The following is a 12,864-nucleotide window of genomic DNA, read 5'->3' as shown; positions in this document are numbered from 1 at the left end:
CCCAACCCCGGGAGAGCGGTCTACGCTCGGATCATGCCAACTGTGATCCCCGCCATCGTCGCACCCTCAGCCACCGAGGCCCTCTTCACCGGCAGCGTCGAACGCCGTGATGTCGGGCCGAAGGACGTCCGCATCGACATCCGCTGGGCCGGCATCTGCCACTCCGACATCCACACGGTGAACGGCGACTGGGGTCCGCAGCACTACCCGCTGACGGTCGGGCACGAGATCGTCGGCGCAGTCGCCGAGGTCGGATCGGACGTCACGAAGTTCGCGGTCGGTAACCGCGTCGGCGTCGGATGCCTCGTGAACTCCTGCGGCGAATGCGCGAGTTGCGCCGCCGGCGAGGAGCAGTACTGCGAGAGCGGCGCGATCGGAACCTACGGCGCGAAGGACGTCGACGGCACCATCACGCAGGGCGGCTACGCCACCTCCGTCGTCGTGACCGAGGACTTCGTGCTGCGCGTTCCCGAGGCGATCCCGTACGAGAAGGCCGCTCCCCTGCTGTGCGCAGGCATCACCACGTATTCGCCGCTGCGCCACTGGAACGCCGGCCCCGGCAAGAAGGTCGCCGTGATCGGCCTGGGCGGCCTCGGCCACATGGCCGTCAAGATCGCGCACGCCATGGGCGCCGAGGTCACCGTGCTCTCGCGTTCGGACTCGAAGCGGGACGACGCCCTGAGGCTCGGCGCCGACCACTACTTCGCGACGCAGGACCCGGAGACGTTCCGCACGCTGCGGAACAGCTTCGACCTGATCATCAACTCCGTCTCGGCCGCGATCGACCTCGACGCGCACCTGAGGCTGCTCGCACTGAACGGGACGATGGTCAACGTCGGCGCCCCGCCGGAGGCGATGAGCGTCCGCGCCGGAACGCTGATCGGCCGCCGCCGCTCGTTCGCCGGCTCCAACATCGGCGGCATCGCCGAGACCCAGGAGATGCTCGACTTCTGCGCCGAGCACGGCATCGCCCCCGAGGTCGAGATCACCTCTGCCGATCAGGTCAATGATGCATGGGCCAGGGTGCTGGCATCCGATGTCCGCTACCGGTTCGTGATCGACATCGAGACCTTGAAGGTCTGACGCCGGCAGCAGAGGGGTGCAGTCGACTCGGTCGGCTGCACCCCTCTGCTGGTTCCGGATGCTACTTCCAGGGCCCGTTCGCAAGCCCGGGCTGCTGGTTCCGGGTCCACCACTTCGCGGTGTACCCGGTGCCGTCGTGGACGACCTCGTCATCCTTGTCGAAGATGCGCGTAGGCGTCCAGACCGTGCGGCCCTCGGCATCCACGGCGATCTCCTGCCAGGGGCCGTTCGGGTCGCCGGGCTTCTGCGCCTTCGTCCACCACGACGCCATCCACAGGCGGCCGTCGTACGTGACGTGGTCACCCTGGCCGTAGGCGGTTCGCGTGTTCCAGGCCGCGGCAGTCGACAACTCGACGGCGCTGGCCTCGACCGAGACGTCGGCGGCGAGCTTCCCGTTCGATGCGCTCGCCTCGACGGATGCCGCGCTCACAGTTCCTGCGGCGATGTCGGCGGTCGTGAGCGTGGTCGTCTCCGCCTCGAGAGCCGCACTCGCACCTGACGCGAGGGTGCCGATCTCGGCGCCGCCGACGGTGACACCTGTGAGCGTCACGTTGCCGGTGTTGCGCACGGCGCGGTTCCACGTGACGGTCTCGCCTGCCGTGGCGAGACCGTTGTCGTCCGCGTCGTTCCAGTCGCCGGTCACCTCGACGGTCAGGCGCGGGTCGCGGGCGACCACGTCGACCTCGCCACCGGCGACCTCGATCGTCTTGGTCGGCTGACCGGATGCCGAGACCGTCCAGGTCGTGTCTGCGACGAAGTAGCCGCGGGCGATGTCATCGGCCGTGACGGCGTGCTTCGGTGTCGCGCAGGTGTACCCGGCCCCTGCGGCGAGCGTGAGGAAGCGGCAGTTGCCGGCTCCCGGCGGCAAGAACGGCGCGAAGTCGCCGGTGGTCGGCACCACCGACGTCGTCATCGTCGACGTGCTGTCCACGCGGAACGCATACGGCACCTGCTCCCCAGCCGTGTACGGCTGGGTGGCGAGATCACGAGCGGTGTCGGTGCGAGCACCCGTGATCGTGGCACCGATGACGGTCGGAGCCGGGGGAAGCTCGAACACTGCGGTCGTCTGGCTCACGCGACCGTCCTGTGCCGTGAACGCGGCCTGCAGCCGCTGCGTGCCCGCTGCCGATGCCGGAGCGGTCACGCTCACCTCCACAGTGGTGCTCTCACCCGGCGCGAGGCCTTCGATCGCAGCATCCGACGCCGACCATCCGGACGGCGTAAACAGCGACACCGAGCCGGTGAGAGTTGTGTCTTCCTGGTTCGTCACCGTCACCGGAACGCTCGTCGCCACGGACGGCGCGAGCGACGTCGCCGGGACGGACAGCGGAGCACACACGGCGTTCAGCCACGCCTCGTCGAACGACGAGAAGCGGATGCTGTCGGTGTAGTTGCCCTCCCAGAGAACACCGATGCGGCCCTCGTCGAGCGCGGTCGCCGACGAGTACGCGAAGAACCCGGTCTCGAGTGTCCGCAGCCCGGGCCAGGTCTCGCCGTCGTCGCAGGACAGGCGCACTGCGCCGTTCTCGCGGTCGCCGTTCGCGCCGTTGTTCGCGTTCGTGAAGATGAGCTTGCGCGCATCCGCGGTCCCCGCCGGCGCCTCGGGGTGAAGGCGCGTGATCGACGCGTTGTTCGTCGGATCCGGGAGCTCGGTGTCGGCGGTGACCGGACCATAGGTCGCTCCGCCATCGGTCGAGATCGCGACCTTGCGCAGGCGGCCGTTGGAGCTGTCGCGGGAGTTCAGCATGACCCGGCCGTCTGAGAGCTCGACGACCTTGTTCTCGTCCATGCCCGTTCCGACATATGCGCCGCGCTGCCAGGTCGCGCCGTTGTCGTCGGAGTACACCGAGTACGACTGGATGGCCGTGCTGCCGTTCGGCTGGAGCACCGTTCCCGCGTACTGCTGGATGAGGCGCCCGGCGTGCGCGCCGTAGCGCAGTTGGATGCCCTCACCCGAAGTGGCGAACATGCCCTTCACGTCACCGGCTACGGGCGTGTACACCCCGCCGCTGGTGGTGCCGTTCGCGGGTTTGGTGACATCCGTGATGAGTCGCGGCTCGCTCCACGTGAGTCCCTGGTCGTCAGACTGGATGACGGCCGCGCTGGTGATCTGCCGATCCGCGTCGTCGTTGCCGTACCCGCCGTTCTGGAAGCTCTGATCCTTCGAGTAGACGAAGAATGCGAACACGCGCCCTGTCTCGTGGTCGACGACGTAGCTCGGATCGGAGTACCCGTACTTCGCGGTGCCGGTGTGGCCGGCGGCGATGATGTGAAGATCACTCCAGGTGCGCCCGTTGTCGGCAGAGCGGCGCTGGATGATCGAGTTCGGGTTCGGCGCGTCCGCGGCGCTGCCCGGGCGCGCGTCCCACGCCGCCAGCAGAAGGCCGTTTCCGAGGTGGGCGAGGGCGGGGATGCGGTAGAAGAAGTCCTCCGCTGTCCGGTCGGCTGCGAGGTTCACCTCCGTATAGTCGCCGGGCGCGGCGGTTGGGTCGGCGAGGTAGTCGGGGGTCGGCGTCGCGTACGCCGTCGTGGTGGGAATCGCGAGGGCGATGGCGAGGGCGGATGCCGCGCCCCACTGCCAGAAGCGCCGGGGAGAGCGCGTAGGGGTGTCGTGCATGGACAGGCCTTTCTGTTCGTGCCGATTTCTTACTGGGGGACTCAGGACGAGGTGCGGACCACCTCGAGGTTGCGCTCGACCGTGCGAAGGGCGGCTGCGGCGGTCGTGTCGTCGGGGCGGCGGGCGACCTTCAGGCCCAGCCACGGGGCATCGCCGGCTGCGGCGAGCGCTGCGGCGACGTGCGCGTCGTCGAGCAGGGACTGCGACTCGGGGAAGGTCGAGCGGATCGGCAGATGCGCGTCGATCCACGGGTAGCCGTACGGACTCTCCAGCGCGGCCGCACCCGAGAGGGCGAGCCCGGCCAGGCGCCCGGATGCCGCGACCCGGGCGATCTGGTCGGTGACGGCATCCGCTTCTCGCAGCTCGATCGCCGATCGGCCCCAGTTGAGCCACATGCCGACGGGGGTCTCCGAGGCGTCGATCGCCGTGAGCTCGTCCTCGACCGCGAGGAAGCCCTTCTCCGGCTCCTGCCCGCCGACGAACGCGTCGCAGTGCTCGATGACGAGCTGCGCGCCGCGCCAGTTCCAGCCGACGATCTCGTCGAGCGAGCGGGCGAGAGCCTCGGCCGAACCCTGCAGAGCGCGAGGAGCGCTGTACAGCATGACGGCCGCCACCGAGGCGGGGCTCTCGTCGGACAGTCGGGCGACGTCAGCGGCCACCCGGCGCAGGTCCGCGAGCGCGGCCCGGCGTCCGGCATCCGACGTCGATGCGATGCCGTACGCGGCATCCTTGCCGAGCCGCCCCATCACGAACGGGATCGGCGTGACGGCGAGCGGCACGGCGGGCACGTTCGCGAGGAACCAGTCGTCATCGAACTTGTGGATGCCGCCGAGCCACGGGATCTCCAGCCCCGCGACGCCGTCCAGCGCGCAGATCGCGGGCAGCAGCTCGCCCTCGAGGTCAGGATCCCACGAGGCGAACGCCGGCGAAACGGGGTACGCGCTGACGAGAACCGGGGCCGTCACGAACGGGCGCCGTTCACGGCAGCCGCGAACCACGACGTGATGGTCGATGGATGCGTGATCGCGGTGCCGACGCAGACCGTGAACGCACCGGCGGTGATCGCCGCGGCGGCGTGCGCCGGCGTGTGGATGCGGCCCTCGGCGCAGATCGGTTTCGTGCAGCGCTCGGCGATCAGCGAGATGAGCTCGAGGTCGGGTCCGTCGGTCTTCGGGCGCTCCCCCGTGTATCCGGAGAGCGTCGTGCCGAGGATGTCGGCACCCGCCTCCTCAGCGGCGACCGCGTCGTCGAGCGATCCGCAGTCGGCCATGATCAGGGCGTCGCGGCCTGTCTCAGCACCGTATGTTTCAGCACAGTGCGCACGGATTCCGGCGATCGTCTCGGCGAGCGTCAGGCCATCCGGACGCGTCCGCTGGGTGCCGTCGATGGCGACGATGTCGGCTCCGGCGTCCACCACGGCGATCGCGTGCTCGAGTGTGGGCGTGATGAACACGTCGGCCTCGCCGTCCTTCCACAGACCCACGATCGGTACGGGGAGGTCGGCGGCGGCGCGGATGTCGGCGATGCCCTGCAGGCGGATGCCGACCGCTCCTCCGGTGACGGCGGCCGCGGCGACCTGCGCCATGGTGCGCGGGTCGCGCATCGCCTCACCCGGGTAGGCCTGCGCCGAGACGATGAGGCCGCCGCCGAGGCGGTCGAGGGTGTCGGTGAATCGCATCATTTCCTCCAGGCGGATGCCGCGGCGCCGCGCAGCGGCGCATCATCGCCGAGCGCGCCCGGCAGGATCGGGGTGTTCTGCAGTGCGTCGATCGCCTCGGCACGGTAGGCGGAGAGCATCGGCTGCCACCAGGCGTCGCCGATCTGCGGCACGCCGCCGGTGATGACGATGCGCTCCGGGTCGATGAGGGCCGCCGCTCCCGCGAGGGTGCGCCCGACGGCCGCGGCGGAGTCGGCGATCGCCTGCGCCGCGACGGCGTCGCCGGAAGCGGCGGCCCCTGCGACGCCGCGGGTGTCGGTCACGGTGCGGTCGCCGCCGAGCGACAGATAGTGCTGGTGCAGGCCGATGCCGCCGCCGATGGCCTCGAGGTGTCCGGCGCGTCCGCAGGGACAGCCCAGGTGTTCGGCGCCGCGGATCGGCACGTGGGCGAGCTCGCCGCCGACGTGGTGGGCGCCGCGCACAGGGCGCCCGTCGATGATCACGCCGGAACCGATGCCGGTGCCGACCGCGACGACGAGAGCGCTGGATGCTCCGGCCGCCGCGCCGTGCGCGAACTCTCCGGCTGCGTGCGCGTCGACGTCGTTCTGCACCGCGACGGGGGCACCGTCGGCCAGTCGGTCGGCAAGGGCCGCACGTACCCGCTCGGCGACGCGGGTGCCCGGCCAGTTCGCGAACGTGTCCGTCGAGGAGACGATCACGCCGGTCGTGGCATCCACGACGCCGGCTGTGCCGATGCCGACGCCGGCCAGGGTCGTCCTCATGCCCGACGCAACATCTTCAGCATCCAGCAGCCGCTCGGCGAGCCCGCGAACAGTCTCGACGACGGCATCCGGACTCTCAGCGGCGCGACTCGGCGCGACGAGCGTCGCCAGCAGCACGTCGTCGCGGTCGGCGAGCGCCGCAGCTGTCTTGGTGCCGCCGATGTCGACGGCGAGCACGACCTCGGGCATCAGCGGTGGACCTTACGCGGCCGGGACCGGCAGCAGTCCCACGCCGGCGAGGACCGTGCGGACCTTCTCGACCGTCGCGTCGTCCAGCGGGGTGACCGTGTTCGCCATCGTCGCGTGATCGATGAGTCCGCGGGCCTGCATGGCAGCCTTGAACGCGCCGACGCCGGTCGCGTCTCCGGAGAGCCCAGTCGGCTGGAAGACGATGTCGAACATGCGGTTGATCCGCTCCTGCTCGTTGCGCGCAGCATCCCAGTCGCCGCGTTTCGCCGCCTCGAACAGACGGACGTAGCCCTCGGCCTCGACGTTCGCGACGCCGGGGACGACGCCGTCGGCACCGGCGAGCAGCATCGCGTCGACGACCATCTCGTGGCCGGTCAGAACCTGCAGCGGACGGCCGGCGGCCTCGTTGGCGGCGATGAGCCGGCGGAATCCGACGTCGTCGCCGGACGAGTCCTTGATGCCCTGGATGACACCCTCGGTTCCCAGCTGGATCAGCAGCTCGAGGTCGAGCTTCTTGTGCACGCGCACCGGCACGTCGTACGCCCACAGCGGGGCGTCGATCGCGGCGGCGATGGTGCGGAAGTGATCGGCGATCTCGGCCTGCGAGTTCAGCGTGTACAGCGGTGCGGTGGTGACGATGGCATCGGCACCGGCATCCACGAGGCGGCGGGCCGTCTCGATGATGCGCGGTGCGGTGAGCTCGATCGCGCCGGCGATGATCGGCACGCGGCCGTTGTTCGCCGCCGCGATCGTGCGGAGGATGGCGACGCGCTCGTCGTCGGTGAAGTACGCGGTCTCACCGGTCGAGCCGAGGGCGAAGAGGCCGGCGACACCCGCGTCGACGAGGTACTCGACCAGGCGCGTGAGAGATGCGTGATCGACCGTGTGGTCGGGCAGCAGCGGGGTGGCGACAGGGGGGACGATGCCCGTGAAGGCGGGGGATGCAGCGGTCATGATGATTTCCGGTCGTATTCGTGAGGTCGTGAATGAGGTCGTGAGTGAGGTCGTGAGTCAGCGAGTGGATTCGAGGAGGGAGGGGGCGGCGCCGAGAAGCGTCCGCGTGTAGTCGTCCGCGGGGTTCTCGAACACGCGAGCCGCGTCGCCGAACTCCACGACCTTGCCCTTGTTCATCACCGCGATCTCGTCGGAGAGGTAGCGCACGGTCTGGATGTCATGCGAGATGAACACCATTCCGAGGCCGAGCTGCTCCTTGAGGTCTGTCAGCAGGTTGAGGATCTGCGCGCGCACCGAGACGTCGAGCGCGCTGGTCGGCTCGTCGGCGATGATCACCTCGGGGTCGAGCACGAGTGCACGGGCGATCGCCACGCGCTGGCGCTGGCCGCCGGAGAGCTGGCCGGGCAGGGCGTCAAGAGCGGATGCCGGGAGCCCTACGAGCCCGATCAGATCGCGCACCTTCCGCGAGCGGGAGGCGGGCGAGCCCATCCGGTGCACCTGCAGCGGATCGAGCAGCGCATCGCGCACCGTCATCCTCGCGTTGAGCGCCGTCGCAGGGTCCTGGAAGACGACGGACAGAATGCGTCCGAGGCGCTTCCGAACCGCCGGGCTGAACGAGCGCACCGGCTCGCCCCCGAACACGACCTGGCCGCTGGTCGGCTTCTCGAGGCCGATGAGGACCTTCGCCGACGTCGACTTGCCCGAGCCGGACTCACCGACGATGCCGAGCGTCTCGCCGCGCTTGACCGTGAGCGAGACCCCGGCGAGAGCATCCACGTACTGGCGCTTGAAGAGCGTCGAGGCGCGCGTGCGGTAGCGGACGTGGACGTCCTTGAGCTCGATGACGGGTTCGCTCATCGTCCTGCTCCGATCGGTTCGACCTGCGCATCGTCCGGATGCGCGGAATATGAGTGCTCAGTTCCGGGAATGGTCCGACGCACCGGGGTGACTCCGGCGTATCGGGCCGGGTCGGACGACCGGGGCGCGAATCGATCGCCCGCGGGGAAGTCCTTCGGCGACGGCACGACGCCGGCGACCTGGTGCAGCCGGTCGGAGCCCGCCTCGATCGAGAGCACGGCGCCGAGCAGCCCCTGCGTGTACTCGTGCACAGGCTGCGTGAGCACGTCGCGGGTGGTGCCCTGTTCGACGACCTGACCGGCGTACATCACGGTGATACGGTGCGTGAGCTCGGCGACGAGCGCGAGATCGTGCGAGACGAACACCAGCGCGAACCCGAGCTCCTTCTGCAGTCGCATGAGCAACTCGACGACCTGCGCCTGGACGGTGACATCCAGTGCCGTGGTCGGCTCGTCGGCGATCACCAGGCGCGGGTTGCGGGTCAGCGCCATGGCGATCAGCACGCGCTGGCGCTGGCCACCGGAGAGCTCGTGCGGGTACGAGGCCAGTGTGCGGACGGGGTCGAGGCCGACGAGCTCGAGGAGCTCCTCCGCCGTGCGGGTTCCGCCGCGCTTGGTCAGCTGCTTCATCTGCGAGCGGATGAGCATGGCCGGGTTCAGCGAGCTCAGCGCATCCTGGTAGATCATCGCGATGTCATGGCCGCGCAGCGCGTTGCGCCCCTTCGGCGACATGGTCAGCAGGTCCTTGCCGTCGAACATGATCCGGCCGCGGATGTCGGCCTTCGGGTCGAGCAGACCCATGATCGCCAGCGAAGTGATCGACTTGCCGCAGCCGGACTCGCCGACCAGCGACATCGTCTCGCCGGGGCGCACGCTGAAGCTGACGTGATCGACCACGTCGACGTCGCCGTGCCTGGGGAAGGAGATGCAGAGGTCCTGCACCTCGAGCAGCGGTGCGTCGTCGCCGGTGTAGACGAGTCGGTCGGTGCGACCGAGCTCGCGGGTGCGCAACAGGGCGAGACGCTCTTCGAGCGGAACGGCCGGGGCCTGCGGCGTGAGCGCATCGGGTACGCCGCTCGGAACCGACAGGTTCACGGCGGTGTCGACCGTGGGGATGACGTTGGTGTCGTCACGGTCGGCCAGCTCGAGGTCGTGCGTGGACTCCTCGGTGTTCGCCGCATCCGCCGTGATCTTGCGAGCACGAGGCGAGACCATCGCGTCGGTCATGCCCTCGGAGAGGATGTTCAGGCACAGCACCGTGATCATGATCAGGATGCCGGGGAAGAACGTCGCCCACCATGCGCCGGACATGAGCAGATTGCGACCGGCTGCGATCACGTTGCCCCAGCTGGGCTCGGGGTCGGGCACGCCGGCCTGCAGGAACGACAGCGATGCCTCGAACACGATCGCGTCGGCGACGAGGATCGTGGCGAACACGAGCACGGGGGCCATCGCGTTGCGGGCGACGTGCTTGACGATGATGCGCGGAGTGCCTGCGCCCATGACGCGGACCGCTGACACGTAGTCCTCGCCGTACTGATCGAGGATGTTCGCGCGCACGATGCGCGTCAGTTGCGGCACGTAGAGGAATGCGATCGTCAGCACGAGCACGGGAAGCGACCGGCCGAACACGGCGACGAAGACCGCGGCGAGCGCGATGCCGGGGAAGGACATGATGACGTCCATGACGCGCATCAGGGTCTCGGAGATCCACTTCGGCGCGGTGGCTGCGATGGTACCGAGCACGCAGGCCGCGGCCAGCGCGACCAGTGTGGCGCCCAGGCCGATCACCAGCGAGTAGCGAGCGCCGTAGACGAGGCGCGAGAAGATGTCGCGGCCCTGGCGGTCGGTGCCGAACCAGTGCTCTCCGCTCGGTGCCTGCACTGGCGGGCCGGACGCGAGCGGGTCGTATCCGGTGACGAGCGGGGCGAGGATCGCCGCCGGCGCGATGACCGCGAGGATGGCGATGCAGATCAGGGATCCGATGGAGAGCCGGCCGAAGCGGAGGCCCGGTGCTGAGAGTCGCTCAGTGAGTCTGCGTCGCATGTCACACCGCCCGGATTCGAGGATTGATGAGCACGTACAGGAGGTCGACGATGATGTTGATCACGACGAAGGCGAGCGCGACAGCCAGCGTCACGCCCTGCACGAGGTTGGGTTCGTTGTTGGTGACGCCGTTGAGGATCAGTGTTCCCATACCGGGGATGGCGAAGATGATCTCGATGACCACGGCGCCGCCGAGCAGGTAGCCGATGCGCAGACCGAGGACCGTCACCGGTGTGATCAGCGCGTTGCGCAGCACGTTGCGGCCGACGACGATGAAGCGCGGGATGCCGGCGCCGAGCGCCGTGCGGACGTAGTCCTTGTCGAGTTCCTCGACCATCGAGGTGCGCACCACGCGGGACAGCTGGCCGATCACGGGGACGGCGAGCGCGACGGCGGGGAGGGTCATCCGCGCCAGCCAGCCGGCCGGGTCGCTCCAGATGTCGGGCAGCGGACCGGATGCCGGGAGCGCCCCGAGTCCGAGCGTGAATCCTTGGATGAGCAGGATGGCGAGCCAGAACGACGGGGTCGAGAGGGCTGCGACGCCGAAGAAGCGGATCACCTGATCTGGCCAGCGGTCGCGGTACACGGCGGCGACGATGCCGAGCGCGAAGGCGAAGATCACCGCGATGATGAGGCCGAAGAAGGTGAGGGAGAGGGTGACGGGGAAGGCGCGGGCCACTTCGTCGACGACGGGAAGGCTGCGGGCCGAGTAGGTGCCGAGGTCGCCGCGGAACAGACCGGCGAGGAAGGCGACGTATCGAGCGAGGAGGGGCAGGTTCAGGCCGTGTGATTCACGGTAGGCCTCGAGGGCCTCCGGGGAAGCGGTCTCGCCGAGGGCCACGCGGGCCTGATCGATGGGCGAGAAGGACATCACGAAGAAGACCAGGAACGTGATCCCCAGGATCATCACGGGCAGCTGCAGAAGCCTGCGACCGATGAGGCTGAGCGTATTGGACACGGGATCCTTCTTGTTCGGGAGGAGTGGCCGGGCGGCGCGCTGGGGACGCGCCGCCCGGCCTGGGGATCACTGGGCTACGACGCCTACGTCGAGGAACGACAGACCAGTGGTGGGGACGGGCTCGAATCCGACCAGCTGCTGGCTGCTCCACGCGGTGGGGAGCTTGCGGTGGAACAGCGGGTACAGCACTGCCTGCTCGGACAGCAGGTCGAAGGCCTGGTTCCAGGTCTCCTGCTGCTCGTCGCCCTCCTGCTGCACGGCTGCGTCCATCAGAGCGGTCAGCTCGGCGTACTCGGGCGAGTCCGCCCATGCGGTGCGGGTGTTCGGCCACACGTTGTCGCCGTACCACCAGTTCATCAGCAGGTCGGGGTCGACGCCGAAGACCGAGGGGTCACCGGGGGCGACGGCGACGGTGTAGTCGCCGGAGTCGACCTTCTCGTACATCGCCGCGGACTGGGCGATGTCCAGCGTGGTGGAGATGCCGACAGCATCCAGCGACTCCTTGATCAGCGGAGCGACCTCCTTGACCCAGCCGGTGTCGGTGGTGTTCAGCGTGATGGCGAGGTCGGAGACGCCGGCCTCATCGAGGAGTTCCTTGGCCTTCTCGGGGTCGTAGGTGTACACCGTCGACGCCTCGTGGTAGTTCGGGTAGTCCTCCGGGAGGAACGAGGTGGCCGCTGTGGCGTTGCCGAGCATGCCGGTCTCGATGATCTTGTCCATGTCCAGCGCGTAGAACAGCGCCTGACGGACGCGCGGGTCGTCGAACGGCTCGGCCTTCGTGTTGAACATCATGAACAGCAGGCCGAAGGACTGCACGCTCTCGACATCCGCAGCCGATGCCAGCGAGTCGACATCGATGTAGGGGACGTCCTCCATCGCCTGGATGGTTCCGGACTGCATGGCGGTGACGCGAGCGGACGGGTCGGACAGCAGGTTCCAGTTCATGCCGGCGGCGAGAGCCGGGTGCGGCCCGTTGTAGTCGTCGTAGCGCTCGAAGACGAGCTTGTCCTCCGGGACGGCGGAGACGAGCGCGTACGGGCCGCTGCCGACCGGGTTCGCGCCGAACGCCTCTGGATCCTCTTCCACGAGAGCCTTCGGGACGATCTTGACGACGCCGAGGCGGTCGTTGATCAGTGAGAACGGGAAGTCCGTGGTGATCTGGACGGTGTCCTCGTCGACGGCGGTGACCGTGTCGATGAAGTCGACGTACGACAGGAACAACGAGTTGTTCGCAGGGTCGAGCACGCGCTCGTAGCTGAAGACGACGTCGTCGGACGTGACCGGATCGCCGTTCTGGAAGGTCGCGCCCTCGCGGATGTCGATCTCGTACGTCGTGTCGTCGACCTTCTTGGGCAGGTCGGCGGCGAGCGCCGGGGCCGCCTTCTGGGTCACCGGGTCGAGGTCGACGAGACCCTCGAAGATGTGCCAGTTGGCCGACACCGTGACAGCGCCGGAGGCGATCATCGGGTCGAAGCTCCCGTTCAGGGTGTACGAGATGCCGGCCTCGATGATGGCATCGGGGTCGACTTCGCCGTTCGCGCCTGCGCCGTCGGACGGGTTCGCTCCGGCGCCGCCGCAGCCGGCAAGGACGATCGCCGCGGCGACTGTGCCGGCGACCGCGGTCGCGAGGCGACCCCCGCGGGTGCGGGTGATGTTTCGGTTCATGTGTGCTCCAGGGTGATGGGGACATCTTGTGGACATCTGATGTCAGATGTACCTTA

10 protein-coding genes are annotated in these 12,864 nt (G+C 69.0%); 1 reads left to right on the top strand and 9 read right to left on the bottom strand.

Annotated features, from left to right (window positions below):
• Window positions 1-33: 33 nt before the first annotated feature.
• Window positions 34-1,083: an NAD(P)-dependent alcohol dehydrogenase gene (locus LQZ87_RS05180; RefSeq protein ID WP_230102404.1), complete on the top strand. Its 1,050-nt coding sequence runs from the start codon at window positions 34-36 to the stop codon at window positions 1,081-1,083.
• A 61-nt stretch (window positions 1,084-1,144) separates the two neighbouring features.
• Here the strand turns inward: LQZ87_RS05180 and LQZ87_RS05175 are convergent, their stop codons facing one another.
• The 9 genes from LQZ87_RS05175 to LQZ87_RS05135 all read right to left on the bottom strand — a co-directional run bounded on the left by LQZ87_RS05175 (window position 1,145) and on the right by LQZ87_RS05135 (window position 12,808).
• Complete coding sequence (locus LQZ87_RS05175) at window positions 1,145-3,700, bottom strand: exo-alpha-sialidase (protein WP_230102403.1); 2,556 nt, start codon at window positions 3,698-3,700, stop codon at window positions 1,145-1,147.
• Window positions 3,701-3,741: 41 nt separating this feature from the next.
• Window positions 3,742-4,665, bottom strand: coding sequence for a DUF4862 family protein (locus tag LQZ87_RS05170; RefSeq protein WP_230102402.1), 924 nt, complete (start codon window positions 4,663-4,665; stop codon window positions 3,742-3,744).
• Window positions 4,662-5,381 (bottom strand): putative N-acetylmannosamine-6-phosphate 2-epimerase, encoded by a 720-nt coding sequence (locus tag LQZ87_RS05165; RefSeq protein ID WP_230102401.1) that lies wholly within the window; start codon window positions 5,379-5,381, stop codon window positions 4,662-4,664. Before LQZ87_RS05165 ends, LQZ87_RS05170 begins: the two co-directional genes overlap by 4 nt.
• A complete protein-coding gene (locus LQZ87_RS05160) occupies window positions 5,378-6,328 on the bottom strand; it encodes an ROK family protein (protein WP_230102400.1) in 951 nt (316 codons plus the stop codon). Before LQZ87_RS05160 ends, LQZ87_RS05165 begins: the two co-directional genes overlap by 4 nt.
• 12 nt (window positions 6,329-6,340) lie before the next feature.
• Entirely contained in the window at window positions 6,341-7,282 is a 942-nt protein-coding gene (locus LQZ87_RS05155) for a dihydrodipicolinate synthase family protein (protein WP_230102399.1), read from the bottom strand.
• Window positions 7,283-7,339: 57 nt separating this feature from the next.
• Window positions 7,340-8,140, bottom strand: coding sequence for an ABC transporter ATP-binding protein (locus LQZ87_RS05150; protein ID WP_230102398.1), 801 nt, complete (start codon window positions 8,138-8,140; stop codon window positions 7,340-7,342).
• Window positions 8,137-10,185 (bottom strand): dipeptide/oligopeptide/nickel ABC transporter permease/ATP-binding protein, encoded by a 2,049-nt coding sequence (locus LQZ87_RS05145; RefSeq protein WP_230102397.1) that lies wholly within the window; start codon window positions 10,183-10,185, stop codon window positions 8,137-8,139. Before LQZ87_RS05145 ends, LQZ87_RS05150 begins: the two co-directional genes overlap by 4 nt.
• A gap of 1 nt (window position 10,186) precedes the next feature.
• Window positions 10,187-11,143, bottom strand: coding sequence for an ABC transporter permease (locus tag LQZ87_RS05140; protein WP_230102396.1), 957 nt, complete (start codon window positions 11,141-11,143; stop codon window positions 10,187-10,189).
• A 66-nt stretch (window positions 11,144-11,209) separates the two neighbouring features.
• Complete coding sequence (locus LQZ87_RS05135) at window positions 11,210-12,808, bottom strand: ABC transporter substrate-binding protein (protein WP_230102395.1); 1,599 nt, start codon at window positions 12,806-12,808, stop codon at window positions 11,210-11,212.
• Window positions 12,809-12,864 lie beyond the last annotated feature (56 nt).

Origin of the sequence: Microbacterium sp. Bi121, from assembly GCF_918698005.1 — a bacterium.
Classification (GTDB): domain Bacteria; phylum Actinomycetota; class Actinomycetes; order Actinomycetales; family Microbacteriaceae; genus Microbacterium.
Note: the sequence above shows the minus strand (reverse complement) of the source record. Positions and strands in the feature narration are given on the sequence as shown.